24 protein-coding genes and 1 pseudogene are annotated in these 20,989 nt (G+C 45.4%); 18 read left to right on the forward strand and 7 right to left on the reverse strand.

Annotated elements, in window-relative coordinates; all coding sequences use genetic code 11:
- The first annotated feature begins 312 nt into the window (after window positions 1-312).
- From psb34 to U2F10_RS25435, 4 genes are all read left to right on the forward strand, one after another.
- On the forward strand, window positions 313-483 hold the full coding sequence (gene psb34 / locus U2F10_RS25420) for a photosystem II assembly protein Psb34 (RefSeq protein WP_163661311.1): 171 nt from the start codon (window positions 313-315) through the stop codon (window positions 481-483).
- A 53-nt stretch (window positions 484-536) separates the two neighbouring features.
- On the forward strand, window positions 537-767 hold the full coding sequence (locus U2F10_RS25425; protein WP_163661309.1) for a photosystem II protein, Psb35-related: 231 nt from the start codon (window positions 537-539) through the stop codon (window positions 765-767).
- 331 nt (window positions 768-1,098) lie between these two features.
- Window positions 1,099-1,527 carry a hypothetical protein gene (locus tag U2F10_RS25430; protein ID WP_499873652.1) on the forward strand — a complete coding sequence of 143 codons (429 nt, stop codon included), beginning with the start codon at window positions 1,099-1,101 and terminating at the stop codon, window positions 1,525-1,527.
- Window positions 1,528-1,557: 30 nt separating this feature from the next.
- On the forward strand, window positions 1,558-1,899 hold the full coding sequence (locus U2F10_RS25435; RefSeq protein ID WP_250564741.1) for a hypothetical protein: 342 nt from the start codon (window positions 1,558-1,560) through the stop codon (window positions 1,897-1,899).
- Window positions 1,900-1,907: 8 nt separating this feature from the next.
- Here the strand turns inward: U2F10_RS25435 and U2F10_RS25440 are convergent, their stop codons facing one another.
- The 4 genes and pseudogenes from U2F10_RS25440 to U2F10_RS25455 all read right to left on the reverse strand — a co-directional run bounded on the left by U2F10_RS25440 (window position 1,908) and on the right by U2F10_RS25455 (window position 5,725).
- Complete coding sequence (locus U2F10_RS25440; protein ID WP_499874511.1) at window positions 1,908-2,588, reverse strand: NACHT C-terminal helical domain 2-containing protein; 681 nt, start codon at window positions 2,586-2,588, stop codon at window positions 1,908-1,910.
- 105 nt (window positions 2,589-2,693) lie between these two features.
- Window positions 2,694-3,005, reverse strand: a pseudogene (locus tag U2F10_RS25445) (NACHT domain-containing protein); the annotation flags it as partial.
- 34 nt (window positions 3,006-3,039) lie between these two features.
- The gene (locus U2F10_RS25450) at window positions 3,040-4,590 is read right to left on the reverse strand and encodes an IS5 family transposase (RefSeq protein WP_499871961.1); all 1,551 of its coding nucleotides are present in this window, start codon (window positions 4,588-4,590) and stop codon (window positions 3,040-3,042) included.
- 103 nt (window positions 4,591-4,693) lie between these two features.
- Entirely contained in the window at window positions 4,694-5,725 is a 1,032-nt protein-coding gene (locus U2F10_RS25455; protein WP_499873653.1) for an NACHT domain-containing protein, read from the reverse strand.
- 496 nt (window positions 5,726-6,221) lie between these two features.
- Here U2F10_RS25455 and U2F10_RS25460 point away from each other — a divergent pair, with 496 nt between their 5' ends.
- Complete coding sequence (locus tag U2F10_RS25460) at window positions 6,222-6,764, forward strand: CAP domain-containing protein (RefSeq protein ID WP_499873654.1); 543 nt, start codon at window positions 6,222-6,224, stop codon at window positions 6,762-6,764.
- Between the two features lie 123 nt (window positions 6,765-6,887).
- On the forward strand, window positions 6,888-7,100 hold the full coding sequence (locus U2F10_RS25465; protein WP_163702549.1) for a hypothetical protein: 213 nt from the start codon (window positions 6,888-6,890) through the stop codon (window positions 7,098-7,100).
- Window positions 7,101-8,008: 908 nt separating this feature from the next.
- Here U2F10_RS25465 and U2F10_RS25470 read toward each other — a convergent pair.
- Complete coding sequence (locus U2F10_RS25470) at window positions 8,009-8,569, reverse strand: C39 family peptidase (RefSeq protein WP_163661299.1); 561 nt, start codon at window positions 8,567-8,569, stop codon at window positions 8,009-8,011.
- A gap of 240 nt (window positions 8,570-8,809) precedes the next feature.
- Between U2F10_RS25470 and U2F10_RS25475 the strand changes: the two genes are divergently transcribed.
- The 4 genes from U2F10_RS25475 to U2F10_RS25490 all read left to right on the forward strand — a co-directional run bounded on the left by U2F10_RS25475 (window position 8,810) and on the right by U2F10_RS25490 (window position 12,424).
- Window positions 8,810-9,565 carry an RNA polymerase sigma factor gene (locus U2F10_RS25475; protein ID WP_499873655.1) on the forward strand — a complete coding sequence of 252 codons (756 nt, stop codon included), beginning with the start codon at window positions 8,810-8,812 and terminating at the stop codon, window positions 9,563-9,565.
- On the forward strand, window positions 9,562-9,987 hold the full coding sequence (locus tag U2F10_RS25480; protein ID WP_163661294.1) for a tetratricopeptide repeat protein: 426 nt from the start codon (window positions 9,562-9,564) through the stop codon (window positions 9,985-9,987). The genes U2F10_RS25475 and U2F10_RS25480 overlap by 4 nt, the downstream gene beginning before the upstream one ends.
- An 8-nt stretch (window positions 9,988-9,995) precedes the next feature.
- Window positions 9,996-10,850: a hypothetical protein gene (locus tag U2F10_RS25485; RefSeq protein WP_499873656.1), complete on the forward strand. Its 855-nt coding sequence runs from the start codon at window positions 9,996-9,998 to the stop codon at window positions 10,848-10,850.
- A 296-nt stretch (window positions 10,851-11,146) separates the two neighbouring features.
- Window positions 11,147-12,424, forward strand: coding sequence for a ligand-gated ion channel (locus tag U2F10_RS25490; protein WP_499873657.1), 1,278 nt, complete (start codon window positions 11,147-11,149; stop codon window positions 12,422-12,424).
- Between the two features lie 95 nt (window positions 12,425-12,519).
- Here U2F10_RS25490 and U2F10_RS25495 read toward each other — a convergent pair whose 3' ends face one another.
- Window positions 12,520-13,335: a lysozyme gene (locus U2F10_RS25495; protein ID WP_163661290.1), complete on the reverse strand. Its 816-nt coding sequence runs from the start codon at window positions 13,333-13,335 to the stop codon at window positions 12,520-12,522.
- A gap of 113 nt (window positions 13,336-13,448) precedes the next feature.
- On the opposite strand from U2F10_RS25495, the gene U2F10_RS25500 reads away from it, so the two are divergent.
- The 8 genes from U2F10_RS25500 (at window position 13,449) to U2F10_RS25535 (ending at window position 20,320) form a co-directional block, all read left to right on the forward strand.
- A complete protein-coding gene (locus tag U2F10_RS25500; RefSeq protein ID WP_499873658.1) occupies window positions 13,449-14,132 on the forward strand; it encodes a hypothetical protein in 684 nt (227 codons plus the stop codon).
- Between the two features lie 403 nt (window positions 14,133-14,535).
- The gene (locus U2F10_RS25505; RefSeq protein WP_499873659.1) at window positions 14,536-15,222 is read left to right on the forward strand and encodes a hypothetical protein; all 687 of its coding nucleotides are present in this window, start codon (window positions 14,536-14,538) and stop codon (window positions 15,220-15,222) included.
- 186 nt (window positions 15,223-15,408) lie between these two features.
- Window positions 15,409-15,921, forward strand: coding sequence for a hypothetical protein (locus tag U2F10_RS25510; protein WP_499873660.1), 513 nt, complete (start codon window positions 15,409-15,411; stop codon window positions 15,919-15,921).
- A gap of 135 nt (window positions 15,922-16,056) precedes the next feature.
- Window positions 16,057-16,554 carry a hypothetical protein gene (locus tag U2F10_RS25515; protein ID WP_499873661.1) on the forward strand — a complete coding sequence of 166 codons (498 nt, stop codon included), beginning with the start codon at window positions 16,057-16,059 and terminating at the stop codon, window positions 16,552-16,554.
- A 323-nt stretch (window positions 16,555-16,877) separates the two neighbouring features.
- Window positions 16,878-18,986: a PatA/PatG family cyanobactin maturation protease gene (locus U2F10_RS25520; RefSeq protein ID WP_499873662.1), complete on the forward strand. Its 2,109-nt coding sequence runs from the start codon at window positions 16,878-16,880 to the stop codon at window positions 18,984-18,986.
- Window positions 18,987-19,142: 156 nt separating this feature from the next.
- Window positions 19,143-19,304, forward strand: coding sequence for a hypothetical protein (locus tag U2F10_RS25525; protein ID WP_163661281.1), 162 nt, complete (start codon window positions 19,143-19,145; stop codon window positions 19,302-19,304).
- A gap of 199 nt (window positions 19,305-19,503) precedes the next feature.
- Window positions 19,504-19,821: a hypothetical protein gene (locus U2F10_RS25530; protein ID WP_163661279.1), complete on the forward strand. Its 318-nt coding sequence runs from the start codon at window positions 19,504-19,506 to the stop codon at window positions 19,819-19,821.
- 73 nt (window positions 19,822-19,894) lie between these two features.
- Window positions 19,895-20,320 (forward strand): hypothetical protein, encoded by a 426-nt coding sequence (locus tag U2F10_RS25535; RefSeq protein WP_499873663.1) that lies wholly within the window; start codon window positions 19,895-19,897, stop codon window positions 20,318-20,320.
- A gap of 254 nt (window positions 20,321-20,574) precedes the next feature.
- On the opposite strand, the gene U2F10_RS25540 is transcribed toward U2F10_RS25535, so the two are convergent.
- Window positions 20,575-20,928, reverse strand: coding sequence for a hypothetical protein (locus U2F10_RS25540; RefSeq protein ID WP_499873664.1), 354 nt, complete (start codon window positions 20,926-20,928; stop codon window positions 20,575-20,577).
- Window positions 20,929-20,989: the final 61 nt, after the last annotated feature.

A 20,989-nucleotide genomic window follows, 5' to 3' on the forward strand; every position in this document is an offset into this window, starting at 1 on the left:
AACAGGGCTCTCTAGTGCCAGTAAGAAGAAATATCAGTTGATACAAACGGTAACGTTGTTATTTGTCTCTGTTATCCTTGCCGATCAGTGAGATAACTCTATGGGATTCTGTGGTTGATGCCACCACGAGCGGCAAGGCTATCCGTTTAGAATCAGGCACTTCAATCGTAGGGTAAGCACCGATGCGCCGGCCCATAGCTTTGGCTTATGGATAGTATAGATCTTTTTCTGTCAAGTTTATTTGCAATTCGTTATATTTTTCGTTACATTGGTTTACATAAGAACGCACACATAAGAAAAAGGCTTCAGAACATGTACACCACTACTAACGAAACCGGGCAGCTCAATAACTACGCCACAGAGCCCGAAATGTATTTCGCTTCCTACCCTGCACCTGAGCAACAGCGTCGTTATTTGTTCCAGGGTGGTCTGGCTACGCTCCTCATCAGCGCACTGATGCTGACTGCACTTTCCGTTAGCTAGTTCATCAACGTCTATTCACGTCACACCACACTTCAACACAAGGAAACGCAACTATGTTTGGTATCTTATTAGCCGTCATTATTGTGGGTTGGTTGGCAGCCTCCATCATTGGTACCCAAGCCTACTTCTTCGGAGAGCAATCCAAGCCCATCCATGAACGCAACTGGAACTCCGATGGTTTTGAGGAGATTGCCAAGTTAGTCACCGGTCGTGAGACTGATTTCAACGAGCGTGTATATCCCTTTGGCGGTGACGCTTACACCAGTAACGTAGCCAACAACTAGCTACATTCGTTTCACCTAACATCTACAACCTATTTCATCGGTCCCTAGCGGTTCTCTCTCCGACCCTGGGGATCTTCTTTTTTGCAAGACCATAATCGAGCTAACTGAGACGCTGGGGTCCCCATAGAGCGAGTGCAACTGCTAACATCGGTTGCTCCGTAGGATGTTGTATTGAGCGTTGATTTATTACGAGAGTCGTTATTCAACCCCTGCGTAAGGAGTAGTGACCTAGTATAGGAGCGTCATCGTAGGTGTTGCTATTGAGCTGGCTTCCAATCAAGCCGAGGACAGACGCACAATTCCCGCGCTTGCAAACCACCGGAGTCAGCTAATGAGTGAATCTAGTATCGCCACCCGTGCCACCATCCAAATCGTGACCCAAGTCGGGACTCTAATCGTAGACGGTTTTATGTTGCCAGATGGCAGCTATTGCATGTCCCTGAACCAATCGTCGGGAGCCGTTGGTTTTGGGCCACAAAACGCCTCAGACTTTTTATCCTTAAAGGCCGTTAAATCGTTGTTAGGTCAAAGGTATGCGGATAATAATTCTCAGATAGAACTGGCCCCCAGTTGTCACACCCGTGGCCGCATTCAGCTTCGTGCCATGTCGTTAGATGCCGTGGCCGCCTACTGGCAATGGCAGGCCTCTAGAGGTAACCGCGATGCCCTAGCCCTCTGCATGGCATTGAAAAGTGCAACTTTGAGCTGCCGGTTTGATACGGCTTTTGGGGTTGAGCATTCTGAGCTTGACTACAACTAGAGGAGTACAGGGCGCATTTTAGAGAACCCTATGCTGAGGCAGCTGCGGAATTCCAGGCGAATGGGGTTGCAGCTGAGTAAGTCGCGATTGGCGGCGTTGCAACCGTTGGCAGGGTGTAATCCGATGCTGGCGCGGAAGGTGGTACGCAATGAGCGGCTGGGGCTAAATCGGTCAGTAAGGCCGCAGCATATGCAATATGTGGTGGTGATGCCGATTGTGGTGGCCTGTTTGATGGCGTTTGGCATCGTACGGTTTATTGGGATGGGTACGCGTAATAAAAGTCTATATATATTTGGTGGGGCCCTGGTGGCTGGGATGACGATGAAGTCGTTAGGGCAGGTGCGTGGTGCGCGGAAGCGGTTGGGGCAGTGAAAGTCCGTTTAAACTGTCAGCAGACGCTCTTCGAGGGTTTCCCAGGCTTTGCGTGAGATGCTAATGGATGATTGCTTACAGCTGAGTAGGAGTTCGTTGGCATACAGATAATCGTCCAAGCGCTTCCAGTCATCTGTTGATAACGAGACATCCTCAGCTGTCAATCCTAATGCCTTGAGAAAAGTTGATTCAAGTTTATCGGCATGGTGGGGCCATTCGTCAGATGATTTTGACAGTTGATACATGTTTTCTCTCAGGATTAATAACTGGTTGGGTAACTCTTGGAATTCTGATGTATTAAAGAGTTTGTCGTCATTCAAGTAAATAGCGCTAACGCTGGCGCTAAGGCTGTTTATAGCATTAGCGCTGTCTCTGTCGATAGCACTATCAACAGCTCTCTTGATAGCGCTAGCGCTAGCGATGGTTCTGCCTATGACTCTGTCGCTGGCGATGATTCTGGCTCTTTTGATAATTCTTACGATAGCTCTGCTTGGGGTTCTTATGCTAGCTATGGTGCTAGCTATGGCGATAGCGGTGGCAATCTTTGCGAATTTCTTATACTCAGAAGGAGGACCTTGTGTAGCTTGCTCTGCCCACTGGACTAAAGACCGTATTTTAGGTTGAGCATTAATATCTGTTTTGGTTTGTTGATATATGGTGTGTAGCAGCTCATGCCCTCGTCGTCCCATCAGTCCAACAACTAGCAAAAAGACTTCTCTCCAGCGTTGATCGCTTAGATGCTGACTGACTAATTCTGATGTTAGTTGATTATTAAAAATGTAGAGTGCTGTGAGATATTCTTGTAATGTAAGATGGGAAAACGAATAAGTGTCGGTAGCTCGCTCTACAATAATTCCTTGCTGTACTTCAATGGCTTGCAAAACTGCTGCTCCGTTTAAATGTGCTGGAGCATCAAGGGTGTCTGCTAAGAATGTGCTGATCCGGTTGGTAATATCCGACTTTGAAAAGAACAAACGGTCTTCTGTAATGCTGTTGTAGGCGATATCACTCAGAAGTTCTTTTTCTAACTCTGGATGGAAATCTTTGTAGATAGGAGATTGCTCCAACCTTTTTTGGGCAGACCACTCACTCAGTAAAATACTTAGGGTTTGCTGAAAAACTCAATAGAAATCTCAGGGATTATCCAGCAGCCCAGCCAGGGTCAGTAGCCCCTTTCCCAGGGTCGAGCCTTTTCAGCCAGTCCTTGCTTAAGGTGTCTGTAAAGGGTCTCACATCTGCCTGAGAGCGGCGGAGTAAGCGGATCACCCCCATCAAAAACAAGCCAATAAAACGGCGTAGCCGTTTCTCCAAGTTCATCACCAAACAAGTGATGGCAATCATGGTTTCAGCAGTTTGGGCGAGTTTGGCCATGACGTGTCCGAGTCCAAATCGTCGTTTGGCCTGACCAAACTTACCTTCGACAGTGACTCGAATACTCTCATCGTCTCGGGCTTGTTGTCGGAGGAAGGCGTGTTGAGCTTCATCGAGTGACGGTCGACCCAAGGGCGGACCACTTAGACGGATGCCATGCTGTTTACACCACCTCAAGTTATCGCGTGTCCGATAAATCTGGTCGGCATGCACTGAGGCGGGATAGTGTCCGGTGCGGGCGCGAAAGCGTTCTATCTGGGGTATCAAGTCTTCGGATTCATTAAAGTTATCCCAACTGAGACGGTCGAGAAACACATAGCCCGCCACACAACTCATGGCGAATTTGGCTCCAAATTCAACGGGGGTTCCGGCTTTACCGCGCACAATGGGTCGTACATGGGGCTGTGAAATACTCACAATGCGGTCATTAATCCGTCGCTGCTTGTGTTGATACATGTGCTGTTGTTGGCGATAGACCTCATAAATCACCAACAGGGTCTTGTACTCTCGTGGATTCAGCGCTGCAAGCGTTGCGCCTGCTTTGATTAACCGGTCAATGTACCCTAGGTTTCGTCGCACATAGTTGAGTTGTTGTCGGAGGCCTTTACGAATCAACTTGCGTGACTTCTTGCGCCGTTTCACAATCCTGAGGTAGTCTCTGCGGGCGGTTTGTCGATACGTTCGAGGCTTCTTTGGAAGACAGCCTGCTACCTGTTGATACAACTCATCAATGAGCCGTTCACTGTGCTCTCTCGCTTGGTTGAGTAAATCGAGGTCAGTCGGATAGTGAATATCGGCAGGCGCACAACTCGCATCCACAATCAATTGACCTTGATTGCCACTCGATGGCGGGGCTGGTGGATCTGAGTCATCATCGCTCTCGGATGCACTGTCCTCAGATGAGGCGGAGGCGGGGGCCATGCCTGCTTCAACCACCGACTCATTGACCGCTGACACCAGGTCGACACGGATTCGTTTGCGAAAATGAACCAGCATCGACGCATCAAACGGGGGCGTGTCGCTGTACTCATGCAGTCCAAGAAAATATTGCAGATACGGGTTCTCTCGTATTTGGTCTATCGTCTCTCGGTCGCTGGTACCCAATTTCTCTTTGATAATCAATGCGCCCAGAGCCATCCGAAAGCCCTTCGCTGGCGCTCCCATATCCTCGCTAAACTGGCTAGCATAGGTTGATTCGAACTCATCCCATGGGATCATCTCGGCCAGTTTCACCCAGCGATTCTCCGACGATAATTTGCCCCCAAACGGTAGATAAAAATCTTCGAAAGATAACTGGCCAGGTGATGATTGTCGGTACATTTCCCTGAGTAGGTGCAAGGGTTTTAAGCATTTTAGCCACTTTTTCGTGCACTTAAGCACATCTCAATACAATGAAACCCTTGCAAACTATGAAAGCTGGACTTCAACAGCAAACCCTACTTAATGCCCTTCCATAGAGAGTGCTGCGCCGGTTGGGTAGTGTTTGTTCTCGTTCATAAACTAGGCACAGGAATGTTAGCAGTAGAGGGGTGTGGGCGAGTTCTTTAACTGCTTTGTTGTTAGACTGCTGTAGCAGTTTCCAGTATTTGTTGGCTGTATCAGTTTGTTGGTCTAGCTCAGAGTTAAACCAGCGTTGAGTGAATTGTTCAATTTGTTCGTCATCAAAGTCGGCAATGGTGACATCGGTAAACTGTTGGAAACTACTACGATAGGCTGCGGTACGGCAGGAGGCAATAAAGGTATTTTTATCATGTTGGATCGCAAAGGATTCAATGTTATCAATAATCTGATTTACATTTTCAGTGGGGACTTCATCTAGTCCATCGAGTAGAATCAACAGCTTTCCTTGATCGAGGGATAGTTTTGTAAAATCCCTAGCATTAGGGAAACCGCAGATTTTGAATTCTTTAGCGATAACGGCTGCTAGGTCAATTGTTTTGCGTCTAAAGGTTTTTAGTTCTATAAAGACTGGAATCTGTTCTCTTTGAAGTTGCCCTTGTTGTCCTTTGAGAGCTTCTAAGCCGAGTTTTCTCAAAAATGTACTTTTGCCAACACCTGGGCCGCCTAGCACCATCAGATATTGTTTTTCTTTGGCAATGGTGATGCCATCATGCCGTTTTTCAGTAGTCTGAAAGTTTCGCTTACCCTGGTCTCGGTAGAGCTGTTCTAAATCGTCTGGGCTGGCAAATTGACAAATGCTATCTTCGTCGAGAAATTTAACTGCGGTGTAAATTGAGGCTAGGGGTACAGGCTCTTTCATCAGTCCAGGCATGACTTTGACCTGTCCGTGGCGATTTTCGTACTTTAGGTGATAATTCTGTGAAGCTTTTAGGACTTGCTCTATGTCCCTGACGTCTTGACGCGCTTCGTGGATCTGCCCGACTAAATGAACGCCGGCTTTCCAGAGTTGCTCGAAAAGTGGAACAGCAATACCTCCGATGGCACTTTCTATCATGTCTGACCTTATCAAGTGGGCTCAAATTATAAGATAACGGGAAGTTATCCTCACGCTGTGATCTCAACTTCCTGACTCCTCGGCACCATCCAACCGTTACCGTTAGCGCCAGCCGTCCTGGGTAGCTAGCTGCCAGACATCGACACTGATATAACCGGCGTGTGGGCCGATGACCGGACCAGGTATGTCTGAGTCACCTTCCTGAAGCAATGCACAATCCATTTAGAACTGTGTTGAGCATCTACGTTCCGATTTTGGGTGGTCTAATCTGAGATTGGCATAGTGCTTTGACCTTACCCTGTAGTTGAATAAACAATTAAAGTCCTTATTCTATAAAGCTATCGAAGCTCCAAGAACCGATGGCTAACTTGTAATTGAGTGTGACAGTTCAAGAACCCAGTTAAAGAGACAATTTGCCGTAGTGCTGAACACTAAAATTTTCCCAAAGTGCGTTGATATATTGCGTGCTTGTTATGAATCTTTGAGGTAAGACAAGATGCTCCAGCCTGCAATGGTCGCATTGTTAACAATAGGATTACTCCTATCTGCCTCAGTAAAGGCTCAATCAGTGGAACCTGTCGTGGGTGGCGAAGTACCTCAAACCACTGCTCCTTCCAAGGATAGCGTCTCACGTCTTAATGAGAAACAATCTAAATTACTGAGACTGATGAATGACGCTCGGCGTGAACGAGGTCTCGCACCGTTGGCGTTTTCGAGTTCTCTGCAAAGGGCTGCGCAGGCGCATGTTGACGATATCGTGGCGCATAATAATCGACCTACGCATACTGGCTCGGATGGTTCGTCGATGAGCGAACGTGTGCAACGAGAAAATTATTCTTATAGATACCTTGGTGAGAATGTAGCGGCAGGCTATTCCTCAGCAGAAGATACGTTTGAGCAGTGGATGAATAGTCGTGGTCACCGAGAGAATATTTTGAACCCTAACTTTTCTGAAGCGGGGGTCGGCTATTACATCAATGCTCCTGGAACGACATATGGTCATTATTGGGTTTTGGTTTTTGGACGACCAGCTCGCTAAATCTGATTGGTTGGTTTGTACGAGCACTATTGGCTATGTACTTTTGGGTAGGCCAACGACGCTATTTAAAGTCGTTGACATGGCTGTTGGGCATTCTTCGGACGATGCTTATGCTCATAGTTTGTGCGAGCTTTAATCCCGTATGTGATCGCAACGATCTCTGTAGCTGGCGTAGCCATCGCCCAACAGCCCAGCTTCACCACTCCCACCTCTTCCCCAGAACAACCCACCATCCAATCTAACGAAGCCCCCGCTGCCTCACCATTAACGTTTCCGTCACCATCACCGACGACCTCAAAGTCACCGTCGGCGATCGCATCTCCGTTGGCCAGCTGATCGCCGACCGCCCACGAGATCGCACTCGCCTAGAAGCCCAGGCCCGACAACTAGACCTCACGCTGCAACGCCTGGAGCATTCCACCATCACGCCACCGCTACCACCGGCTACACTGTCGGCTTGTTCATCAAGGAAAGCGAGGGTTTCCACCAGGGAGTTGACGCCTTTAACGGGGATAAGAACGTGATTGGATGCGCCAGCGGCAGTAAGGCTGATTTGCGATCGCGCTGCTTTAACGCATTCATTCGGACCTACCTATGGAGACAATGTATCCCATGAAGCTCATCGTGACGGCTGGCAATTTTTATATGGATATGTGTTTGCAGATATGCACATGATTCGTGAAAATCTCTGCTAAATGCCTCTCTAAAGACCGCACTTTAAATGCTGTAAACCTTCCAAATAAAGCATTTCAAGTATTTGAAAAGTATTCCTTAAAACCGATTATTTACCTCTAGAATAAAATACAAAACGTAATGCAAAAAGGCTTGACAAGTGAAAAAAAAAACGTTATGCTCGTAGTGCAGAACATGTCGTGTGCAATCAAACTCAAATCTACCAATATTGCAGAGGGCTTCTTGAGATGGCTATTTCTCAAAATATAATTAGCTTTTGGTGCCAACGACCAAGAAAGAGGTGTCGAGTGAGTAACGGCCAAGGCTGATTGAATGCATACGTTATTCTGGATCAGCCTTTTTTCATTGAAGGATAGAGAGGCTGTGGACAATGGGTAGTCAAAAATTAGCAGGCGGTTTTTGATGACCTCTAAAGACGGGGTGAGAAAGATAATCCTGGAAATAGGTTACTTCCTCGATGGATGCAGCACCGTTACATATGAAATCGGGAAACGTTGTTACTCTTGAGTGCAAATGGATGTCGCATTATTGACCTCTTTTATCTCAAGGAACTACTGGTTACGCCAAATTCGGTGTAACCAAATATGTTTAGGATTGTTCACTGATTCGGGAGAGCAAACTCTTGCGATTAGGTCAGTGGAGTAGTGTAATCTTTTTCCTGAAACACATGTGTCATAGCCTTTGGCAAAGTATTCGCCGTAGGGATCATTGACGATAAATCCCGTTTTATCAAATCCTCGAATGACAATGATATGCCCTGACCGCGTGAAATAACCATGAACGATACAAGGTTTTCCAGCGCTAATGGCCATACGAATATCATCTAATGTTCCGTGTTCCGTGAAATCGTCGTGACAGTCTGGAAACAGTTCAACTAATTTTTTGAGATCCTGAGCACTATGGCGATCCAGACCTTTATATTCACAGGCTTGGTAAAGCTGATCTTCTAATTGGGGTTGGCTGCCATTCCCTCGGATACCCAAAGACCAGAGACACATGGCAATGCTGGTTACATTACAGCTGCCATGGGGGTTGAATTGGTTATCTATTTGAGAAAAGTAGGTGACATCTAAGTCAATATTGCCAGGCTTATCTACAATGCGTTGAAGCATAGCTCCCTCTTAATCTAAGGATGAGCAATTTCTGCCATGAATGTATGGCAGGACATAGTGATTGCTTTCTAAAAGACATTCCTTACGCGTTTTTTTGGACTTTTTCGATTTATGGCCACATTTTGATTGGCCTGTAACAGAGCTGTGACTGCCAAGAGAATGTCCAACCATCTTTGCCGAGACATTGTCTCTTGGCAAAGGCATAATTTGCTGTCAAATCTTCCCGGTCAATACACTCAAATGTCTAAACTGGCACTGCCTCCAACCTCTAATCTATCTGAACAACAACTCCTCACAAGCATTCAAGCAGGAAATCTGGCCGCATTTTGGGATCTATGGCTTATATACCAATCTTATTTGTCATCCCGTTGTCTCCATTGGACAGGGGGGAACTATAGCGATGCCGAAGATATCCTCAGCCTGGCTATGTATCGTGCCTGGGAGCAAATTCCTCGCTATGCAGCTTGTTTAGAAAACCCTAAGGCCTGGTTGACCAAGCTAACCCATAACCTTTGCGTTAATCAGCAAGTAAAACGACAGCGCCAGGCCATTCCCTTAGGGAATATAGAAAACTCTGCATCGGATATTAATGCTTTGCCTGTGGTTAGCAGTCTAGAGTCACCTGAAGGTGTCCTACTCCGACGTGAGATTTGCAACTATCTGCTCAAGCTGATTAAAGGTCTGACGCCTCAACTGCGTGCACCCCTCTTACTGCATTACTATCAAGGCCTTAGCTGTACTGCCATTGCCCAACAGCAGCAGATATCTCTGGCCACTGTTTATAAACGGTTACAAATTGCCCGAGATACTCTTCGGCCCCAGGTACAGCAATATTTAGCCGGACACAGTTGCCTGACTACAGTCCCTGTCGCCACCAATACTGATCCTGATTGGCGTTCTCTCATTCCCCAATCTATTCCATCCTCCCACGAAATAATTGACCATACCATTCTTGCCACATGTCTGATTTCCCAGTGCCCTGGATCGTACAAGTGAAACGCGCTGATGGTGTTTTACTTACTGTCAGGTTGTTGCTTCCTAAAAAACCTATCCGACAGGCTCAGAAACTAAAGACCCTCACCCAATATGTTCAGCGCCATCCATCTGGTTGGAAAAAACGCTTAGCCCTGGCCGAACTCCGCTATGAAATGGGCCATTGGGAAGAGGCCATTTTAGATTTCCGCTGGGTGCTAGCCCGACAACCCAATCTACCTCAGGGGCTATCGGTGCGCCTCAAGCTCGCCAAAATGCTGGAAATATTAGAACGACCAGCAGAGGCGATGCCTGTCTATCAGGCTGCCCTTAATCGAATTACATACGAACCAAGCCGACAATACTTGCAACAGGCCATGGAGTCTTGTCAGAAAAACGTCGATGTGGCTGCAAACGATGACAACCCCCACAGGGAGGAGATATAGCAATGCCCATGAGACGACGAGACGATATTGACGATCAGAGTCGCAATTTAAGCCCTAATCTGGATGAATCTTCTAAAGTGAATCAACAGATGGAAGAGAGGGAAGAGTTTTATGAAATTCTAAAGTATGTGATCATACCTGGCTCAATTGGTGGAGTTGGTGGTGTTTTGCTGGAATTGAGAGGAATTTATCTAGCAGATTCAGAACTCACTGAAGTCCAGGTGGAGTCAACAAAGAATCATTGGTTACCGGTCCTTTTCGATAAACCAGGAGTTTTCAGCGTCGATTTTTTGCTTTATTTGCTGGTTAGCTTGATTTTAGGAGCTATTTCAGGGTTTATTTTCACTTTTTACACCATTGGTACGCCTAGTGGTAAAAATCGCTGGCGCGTCGTTTCCAGTGCCATGCTATTCAGTCTATTCTTTCCTACCATTCCTAAATTTATCCATCAATCCTTTTCGAGTCAGGCTGAACGCACTTATCAAGAGGAACTAGTGAGACTAAGAGAAAAAAAAGAGGACATAACAGAAGAAATAAATGAATCTATCGATGACTTGGCTGCAATGGATAGTGCCATCAATGATCGCGCTATAACTAGGGAGCTTATAGAAACTTATAAACGGTTGATCCAGATCAATGATGAGAGCCCAGCAGCGAGGATGGAATCCATCCGTGATTTAGGAGATCTGGCGATCAACAATAGTACTCGCCAACCCGAAAGTGTGGAGCAGGTGCAGAAAATTTTAGAAGACATTAGTCAAGAAGATCCTGATCTAGAGATCAGGGAAGAAGCCATGCTGCAACTTGAGCGCATTGATGAGACACAACATGCATTTCCACTGCCACCTCTACCGCCTTTTTAAGTCTTAAATACACGATATATCGACTTCGTCACGAGGGCATAGCCATCAGCCTCCACTGAGGCCTATCCTAATTGACCTCTTAAGACATTGGAGAGAGATGAGCGTTGCTCTTTTTAATTGGCGTAAAGACAGCTCAAGTATATCAAAAAAATCAGGTATCTAAGCCTGATTTTGTCCTAAGGGAGGGGGGAAATGCTGGACTCAATAGCCTATTTAAGGGGCCTCATTGGAGTCTTATCAGGGGAATTAACCCCTGGAGCACCCAATCGAAGTTTACAATTAAAGGATAGTTTTCCATGACTCAACATCCGTATGATATAAATTTAGCCGAAGCCAACCACCTAAACAAGAAGAAATGGTGGAGGATATCTAATGCGGTTTCAGGTATGTTTTTAGGGCTTATTGGCCTTATGTGGTTTTATACCACAAAGCGCTATGAACCCAATACTCAACAATTAACAAACAAAGCAGAAGTTGACAAATTTTTATCAGAAAATTTTTCTGATTTGCCCAATAGAAGAATACCAACTGGGGTCTTTATTCAGTCGCTTAAATTCAATAGTTCTAGTGAGGTAAACTTTTCTGGATACATTTGGCAAACCTATGATCGCTCAGAATTTGAAGGCACTCCTACTCAGAATATCCGTGTCGGCTTTGTATTGCCTGAAACTGTGGAAAGTGGCAATAATATTGAACCAAAACTATCTTATATACGAGATAAGGGCAGCCAGGTCGTGCTTGGTTGGTATTTTGAAGCTACCCTAAAACAAAAGTTTAAATATACTAAATACCCTTTTGATCATAAAACAGTATGGATTCGTATCTGGAGTAATGACTTTGAGCAAGAAACTGTCCTTGTACCTGATCTTTCCTCCTATGCTGCTACTGGCATAGATGATGATTTTGGTTATGACGAAGATATTGTTTTAGGGCAATGGAAATTATTAGAAACATTCTTTGATTATCAAACAAAAAGCTATAACTCTAACTTTGGGTTGAGTGATTCAATTGTTGAAAATCCTCACCCGGAACTCTATTTTAATATTGTCATAAAACGCCGATTCTTGAATTCTTTTGTGATTTATATTTTGCCCTTAAGTCTGATTGCTTGTCTGACATTTTCAATGTTGCTAATGGTTTCTAAAAATCCAGAACGCTCATCCTTATTTGGGGTGAATCCGAGTGGGGTTATTGGCGTATGTTCCAGTCTATTTTTTGTAGTGTTACTTTCCCAAGTACAAATCCGTGAACAGTTTTCAGGTGCGAATATCGTTTATATCGAATATTTTTATCCACTGATGTACGGGGCGTTATTAGCAGTGTCGGCCAATGCCTATCTTATCTCTTTGCCTAACACTGAGAAGAATCCTATTTTAAGCTGGATTGAGTCAGGGGATAATATTCATCCTAAGCTAATGTATTGGCCTCTCCTGTTGGGGAGTGCCACATTAATTACGGCACTTATTTTGTTGCCAAGTGAGCCTGACAGCTCTGTGGATGATCAGCTTGTTGTTTACGACACGGTGTTGTCTAACGATCAACGTTTGCAAGCTACTCAGCGACAAGATAGTTAAAAGGCATATGGGGCAGCATGTCGGTCTAACACTGAGCAGGTACGATTTCCGATTTTGTAGGGCGTTCCCTAGCCACATCTGCCCCTTTTTTAGCCTTAACTACAGAATAAGTTGGCTTCAGCTTCTCGCCGTCGTCGTAATCCTGCTTCAGCAGCAGTCCCTGGGTTTCGGTATTTAACAAATTGTTCTTTAATCCAGGTCTTATCAGTCCAACGGTCTGGGGAGTCACAAACCCTTGTAATTGACTGGAACCCATCACCGCCATAAAAGCCAGCACCCAGGTTATAGGCAAAGCTGTAAATGGCTCCCCGTTGGTTATCGTTCATCTTGCTCCAGGTGGGGATATGTTCCATGGCGGCACGGGTAGAGTGCTCTATATGGGCAATCAAATAGTCTTCAGCTTCGGCGCGGGTGATGATATCACCTTGTTGGACTTTGCATCCATTGGGATAGGTAGTGGTGCCGTAGCCGATGGTAGGCACTTGCCAGCCATGGATGGGGTCGGCATAGGCTTTAGCTCGTCCGTCAGGGAGTTTGTCGGCGTAGCCTTCAAATTCTTTGATCAGGTCAATGCCTGTTTTGGGGATGCTTCCCGATGAAATGTTAGCCGAGATTATGGTGGTTCTGGACGTGGATTGTTGAGGTTCGAGGTTAATAACCTGGCCGTTTTCGAGGAGGTCAATGGTAGTTTTGTCGATGTACCAGGTGTTATAGCCTCGGATAGCGATTTGGTGATTGTTGGTGTCTTTGCTAAGGGTGATTTTAAGGTAATCGTCTTGGATCAGATAGGCAGCGATTTTGATGGTTTTGCCGGTTTGAAGGAATTCTTTTTGATTGGATGTTAGGTCAGTGGCAGTGGTGGGGCAAAGGGTGAGCCAGGTATCGGATTTGGCTTGAATTTGGTGGAGCATAGTAGCAAAATCTCATCTAGATTTACCTCTGAAGACACTTTGAAAGGCTAATCGTTGAAATTTGCTAGTTGAGTTATAGGGCAGCCAATGTATCTGCAAAAAGTCAGGAATCTATGTCTGAAATTGTCTTACGGGAGAGACGAAAGAAACATCTGGTTTCGCCAAAATCCTATAACAGAAATGAGGAAAATCTCATGAATTACATAACTCAAGTTAATCAAAAATGGGGAGTTTGTGGATTTGTATCGGCATTATTAGCTTTATATGATCATGATGAAGCATTTCGGAATAAACTTGATGCAATTCATGAAAGAGGTCATTATAATACTCGTGTCATAGCAGATATGAGTACATACTTAGTTCTCCTAAAATCAGAAAATGAGGACTTATTAACTGAAATTCGGGAATTTACCAATTCTTTTGGCAATGTTTATAGAACGAATAACAATCAGACATTAATTGAGCGTACGCAAAACTATGCTCGTTTAGTAGGTAAGCAAGCACCGCTAGAGAAACTTCCTGCTTTTGGTATTGCAATGCCACCACAAGGAGTACAGGAATACCTATCAAGAAATTATGAAATAAACTCAAATCTTGTTCAAGAAGATCGGAACATAATATGTGGCCTGAAAGGAGTTGGGAAAGGTCTATATAATGGATTAAAGCATTGGGTTTATATCAATAAAAAAGGCCAAGTGTTTACTTGGGGACAACAGTATAATAATTTTCAAGATTTTGCAGATCAACATCGCAATCTTGTTCAAATGATTTTTCGTATTCAATTAGCGACGGCATAACGCATCATAAGGGCCTAGTAGGGTGGGCACAGCCCACCAGCTCTTAGAGTATTAAGTCTTATGTTTGTCGCTTGATGGTAATTGCCCACAAAAAAAGCTACTCCTCACTCCAACGTCTTTTTAATTAATGTAAGTCCACTTTGTACTGTTCCTAGATGTGGCAATAGTTGTAGTTGCTACAGGGCATGAAGTGTTATGAGGCATGAAGATACGTGCTCTTAGCGCCTGAATCGATATCTCGAAAAAATCAAGAATTTTCCTCCAAACTGTCTTAAAGGTAAGGGGAGATCACAACTAAAATCTCTCCTTATTTCGCTAGCAAGAGTCATCTAATTCCAATACTATTTGACTCAACTTCCTTCCCCAATCTTCTTACCTGGCCCAACAACTAAGATCACACTCCATGGTCTCTGTCCATCAAGCCATTCACATTACAGGCACCAATACCTACAAATTTGGCCCACCCAAAGGCCTGACCCTACCCATTAGCGATGCGCCTGCTGATACCGACTGGCAGCGCTGGGCTATGCTCCACGATGGTGTTGACTACCGTCTTTACACCTTCAAAGACAGTAGCCCTGACACCCTCTACCAATTTGGTTGGACTGGTCAAGCCTTGCAATATAGTCATAAGTCAGTTCCTCAACTGACGATCCAGGATATTCCCCAAGACGCTGACACCAGCAGTTTTTCCGTCACCTATGGTGAAGACAATTATCGCCTTTACCTGCGTCAGTTTGGTCACCCCACCCAGCTATACCAATTTGAATGGAATGTGGCTGCCATGGCTTATATGCCCTGTTCTGACAAAAGATTTCAACTCCAAATCCCTGGATTCCCGCCTGATACCGATTGGCATCGTTGGTCCATCCTCAATAGTGGCGGCACTGCCTATCATCTCTATGCAGCTAAACTCGGCAGCAACCATGAGATTTATGAAGGTAGCTGCCATAGTCCCGAAGACGACTATGGCGACAGCGATACCTACAATATTTTCACCCTAGAAGGGGTGCCCCCAGATAGCAACCTGGCAAGTCTGGAGGTGCTCCACGATGGCATTGACTATCGACTGTATTTGCAGACGCTCTAGCAAGGGTTATAAGGTGCCTTGCCCACTAACTGAAGAAATTCATCAATCAATTGTTTGAATTGTCTTAAGTATGAAGCACAAAATCAGAAAACGGCTTGGATGAGTAAGGATGGTGAGCATTGCTCCACCATTCTTAAGCAAGAGTTCACTGGACTGATTATCCGATACAACAAAACGAGGTATGCAATGAAAACTATTACCTGGAACAATCAAACTAAAAAACACCCTGCCGGTGTTTGTGAAGGAGCTACAGTCACTTGGTTGCAGGAAATCCAAAAAAGTGGAATTAGTAAATCAAATCAAATCACTGCTCAAGATTGTGATGCATTGCAAGCAGAATGCGAAAAAGGAGATTTTACATGGGCAGTCGATCTGCAATCGACTGTAAAACCCAGTTCTTTTGATGCTTTAAATGGTAATACGCTAAAAGTGGATGGTAAGTCCAAGGACAGTATAGAGACTGGTGTGTTAGGTCATCTGACAAAGCCTGGAGATTTTGTTTACATCAGTGCGACTAATCCAGGTGGACATGCCATGGCTCTATATAGGACAAAAGATAAAATCTATTACTTTGATCCTAACCATGCAATATATGAGATTGATGCAGCAAACAAAAGCGACTTAATATCTTTAACAAGTCAAATAAACAATAATTCCTCACCATGGAAGGATGTTGTGACACGCGCTGGAAAAATTTAGCCCGAACTCTTGGATCGGACTTAGGTATAAATCCACATACTATAAGTCTTCCAGATATCGCTTGGCGTTAGTGTCATAAATTTTGAAGCTAGCGCCTTTAAAGTACACAGAGTCATGTTTAACTGAGGAACAGTCATGAAAATAGAATTAAGTAAACTTTCAGGATTGATTGGTTATAAGGGGGCTAGTTATAAATCTTGGGATGCTAGCTATTATAAAAGTGAAGCCAAAAATGACGCCGATTGGTCAGGATTATATATAGCCCTAGATGAGAATGTTGCTCAAGGATATTTACCCGATATGGTTCCCTCTCCGGGTAATGGAAAAGCTTACATCCACAAAGTTTCTCTTGATGAGAAAGTGAATCTTATCACATGTCTTGATGACAGCTTTAAAACTGGAAAGATTGACATAGATGCATTGAAGTCTGCATTGTCTGGCCAAGGCATAGTGGTTAAAAAAAATGAGAAAATAATTCCTAAACTTGGTAAACTAGGCTATTTGTTCAAGTGTTTCAATAATGAGGAAGGGGCTATCGAAATAATTGTCCCTAATAATATGGTAGACAAGATATCTATGTCTAAGTATAAAGAGTGTCAGTTGAAAAACTATACAGTTCAGAACTGTTCATAGATTTAAAGGGCGAGGCGATTAAAGCCATCAGAAATAAGACTATTAGAGCCCTCCTTTTTTACATATTTTTCAACTCAGAAAAATCAGAAATCTCTCCAAAGATTGTCTTAAAGATGAGGCGGGATACAAAGTAAAACCCCTCTGTATTCCAAGCAACAGATCCTCTTACGGTCAATGCGGTTCGGTTTAATGGTTTACACATGCTTAGTCTCACGTGTTTACAACTCTCCTTAAATTCCTGTTGATTCGTCACCTGGTGAACCGAGCCGTATTGATCTTTTCTTCTTTTTTATCGCTTCAGCCCATTCGCAACAGATTTTCCTATGGTGCTGCCTACTGCTCAAGTTTCTTCGACCACACCCCTTACTAACACCTTGAATCTACCCGGTCTCGCTGTCCTATGGAGCCAAACCCTCGGCGATCCCAGTATTTGTATTGCCGTTCTTGATGGCCCTGTAGACCAGACCCATCCATGCTTTGAGGGCGCGAACCTTACCCGACTTCCCACCCTGGTCACCGAATCAGCCAGCAGTGGTGCCATGTCCGGTCACGGCACCCACATTACCAGTATTCTTTTTGGACAGCACAACAGTCCTATTCAAGGCATTGCCCCCAACTGCCGGGGCCTAATACTACCCATATTCTCTGATAATCGCCAGCGTCGGCTCTCTCAAATGGACCTTGCTAGGGCTATTAACCAGGCCGTTGAGCACGGAGCCCACATCATCAACATCAGCGGTGGCGAACTCGCTAACTCCGGAGGAGCAGACCCTATTTTGGCAAATGCCATTCGCAACTGTAACGACAACGGTGTTCTTATTGTCGCTGCCGCTGGCAACAACGGTTGTGACTGTTTGCATGTACCTGCTGCGTTGCCAGCAGTGCTTGCTGTCGGTGCCATGGATCCCCAAGGATTGCCTCTTGATTCTAGTAACTGGGGAAAAGCCTATCAAACCCAAGGCATTCTGGCCCCTGGCCAAGACATCGTTGGTGCCATGCCAGGGGCCAGGGTTGCATCCCTGAGCGGCACCAGTTTTGCTGCCCCCATCGTAGCGGGCATTGTGGCCCTTCTCCTTAGCCTGCAAAGGCAACAGGGTGAGGACGGCAATGCCCATGCTGTGAGGGCTGCCCTGCTCAAGAGTGCACGGCCATGTCACCCCGAGACGGGCGCAGATTGTCGTCGCTATCTAGCAGGAATTCTCAATGTTCCAGGCGCTTATGCCTTAATTTCTAACGGAGTAGAAACTATGTCAGATACCCCAGCCCAAACTTTAGACCAAACCAATGGAGAATCTATTCTGCCCAGTGTTGTTCCTTCCAATGATAGTGCGCCTACGGATACGGTTTCACCACCTAGCATTCAACCATCAGCCTCAGTAGAGTCCGATGCTCAACTGGTGCCTTCTGCGGCCACTATGCCTGCAGAATCGTCCCCTAGTGCTGCTATTCACCTGACTGGGATGGCTCCCAATGCCCTGCCAGCCCAGGTAATGCCATCGAGGTGTGACTGTCCTACCAGTGTTTCTTCTTCCTCCGTTCTGCCCAGTAATACTGTGTTGTCTAAGGTTTATGCCCTTGGAGAGCTTGGCTATGACTTTGGTACAGAGGCCCGTCGAGATACCTTTAAGCAGTTAATGCCAAGTTTTAGAGCTGAAGACAGTGAGACTGAGGTACCGCCCAACCCCTATGATGCTAGACAGATGGTCTCCTATCTGTCGACTGAGGGTAACTTGTCCGAAGCACGCTCTCTGATTTGGACCCTCAATTTGGAGCTGACTCCTATCTATGCCATCGAGCCCATCGGTGAATTTGCCCGGGATATCTATGAACTTCTCATTGGTTTCTTGGCGGGTCAGGTGCTTGATGGTGATTCTAGTGGATTTATTCAGCGAATTTCGATCCCTGGCAACCTGAGTGGCCGTTCTGTACGGCTCTTTTCTGGGCAGGTAGTGCCTGTGATTGAGATGAAGAACGTTCGAGGCATGTACGGTTGGCGCATTAACCAACTGATTCAAGCTGCCATTGATCAAGCATTGGGTACGGCAGATGAAGATGATGAGGTAGACGAAGAGAAACTAAGAGAATCTTTGAAATTCTTCCTTAACCGGATTTACTATGATTTCCGTAACTTGGGTGATACATCCCAAGATCGTGCGCTCAATTTTGCTGCTACGAACGCATTTCAAGCGACTCAGATATTTGTAGATGCCCTTAAAGCTGAAGAGGGGGGCGGCTCTTATCAACTTTCTAACATTTCTGTTGAACGCAGTCCCTTTTGCCGGATGGATTCTGACTGTTGGGATGTGAAGATGGTGTTCTTTAACCCGATCAATGACCGGGCAGCTAGAAAAGTCTTCCGGTTCACCATAGACGTGAGTGATGTTATTCCTGTCACCATGGGTGAAGTCAGAACATGGAAAGAAGCGTCATAAAGTCTTAGCGTTTGACCTTAATACAGTACTTTTGCAAACTCATTCAATTCAGGAGGCATGGCAATGGTGGTTCCCATCCAGGCCGGACATGTACCCCGAAATTGATCAGGGTATAGGTTCGGTTACGTAACAAATTCACAATTAATGGAGACAACCATGAACACACAGTCTAAATTCAACAAGCTCCCCAAGCAGGCTTCTCCTGTGATTCGCCATACCGTTTCTACGGCTGCTACTTCTGGTGGTGGTGTTGAAGCAAATGGGTTTTTCGATATCCTGAAAGGCGCAGCTGGTGGTGCTTTGAATGCTCTTGGCTAATTCTTTATCTGACTATAGTGTCAATACTTACTTTTTTGGCAGCTCTTTTTAGCAAACCATGGCCTGCAAGGTTTCTGGAAATGGCTAATCTTAAGACTGAGTTTTGGCTCTGTTATTAGGTAACTCGGTTGCCAGTAGTTATCTGCTGGCAACCCCACCAAAACTGTTAAACATCATCGTTAGATACCAAAGAACCGCAATGCAAATTCCTTCTCCTCCTCAAGTACAGCCTGTGCAAAGGCTTTCTTTTACTAAGCCGGGTAGGGTCATTAAGGCATATACATGTGTTAATCTCAAGCCTGAATACCCAGGTGAACCACCAACATCAAAGACTACAGGTGAATTTGCTGGATATGTCAAAGTGCAAATTCAGCTGCTCCATGGGGCTAATTATAACGATCCGGGCTGTTACGGTGGTGCCATCGGCAATCAGGGGTGTCATCTTTTCTCTAATCGCCAGATGGGCTCTAGCCCTACTGCAATGGCTTCATGCCTGGCCGCCGGAGGTCTCTTTTAAACAGAGATTTTAACCTGCCTATTGCATCCCAGCTATTTTATCGCGTTTTACCCAGATAAGAGAAATTAGTACCATGGCCACGCCTACCAATACGCCGAGTAAAAACAATCAAGGGGATAATGGCTCAGAGAAACTGGCAGTCCCTATGCAACAAGATACGCTCTCTACCGAAACGCCAGAGAATGTGAAACAAGCCATTGAGCAAGCGAGTGCTATTCCTCAGGGGCTACTTGAAAATCCAACTCAAGGATCCAGCTCAGATCTGAATATTAAAGATCATGTGGAAGCCTCTAAAGATGCGGTGAGTGAGATCCAAAAGGAAATGCCAAGTGTTGAATTGAAGGGCTCTTTTATTGATAATTTGAAAGAGCAGTCGACTAGTAGTTCATCTTCTTTAATGGCTACTGGAATTCAAGCACAGTGGCAATCTCACAGGGAAGTTAAACAATGTTTTGATGAGGCTGCGTTCTCGGATTTAAGGGGATGTATTTGGCATTAAGTTGGCGTTTCTCGCTCTGGAATTGAAATGACCTGTTAAATTGCACGATGGTTTCCCTAGCATTGGTGGCCATGGTTATAAAAATCTAGAGTATTGCCTCTCCGACGGATCTGTAGAACCGTGGGTGAGGCTTTTGCTTTTTGGGTGGATACTCAAAAACGCCTGTATCGATACAGGCAGCGTTAACTATGTGGGCGTAACGGAGACTGGAGGCATACGCGATCAAGCCTTTCATCTAAAGCCAGGAGTACTAGTCATAGCTTTTCGACTTTCCAGGCGGTTTCAGTTCCATGGTTGCCTGCTTTGCTAAATCGGAATTCGTGGAATTCAAATGTGTCCTCTGAGGGGAGTGCCTCTAGGTCTAAAACATTGGCCAGCTGACTACTGCTGAGCCACCAGTTTTGGTCCGCTAGTTCTTGTAAGCCCCGTAGTTTACTGAGTAATTTCTCGAAGTCGAAGGCAGTGTTTTGAGCCGTCAGCGCAGTTCTGATGATTGAACCTGTCTCATGTCCACTGGACTGTTGGCTCGACGTATGGGTAGCTTGGAGCTGCAGGCAGAGATGGACACCTATGGTCAGCTGAAGCAGCGTCGAATGAGCGGAGGTCAATAATTGTGATTCAGTTTGCGAGTAAAACCGCAACAGGTCTTAAATTCAGTAACTCAGGCGG

The organism is Leptothoe sp. EHU-05/26/07-4, assembly GCF_043421015.1.
In the GTDB taxonomy this organism is placed as follows: Bacteria; Cyanobacteriota; Cyanobacteriia; order Phormidesmidales; family Phormidesmidaceae; genus Leptothoe; species Leptothoe turfae.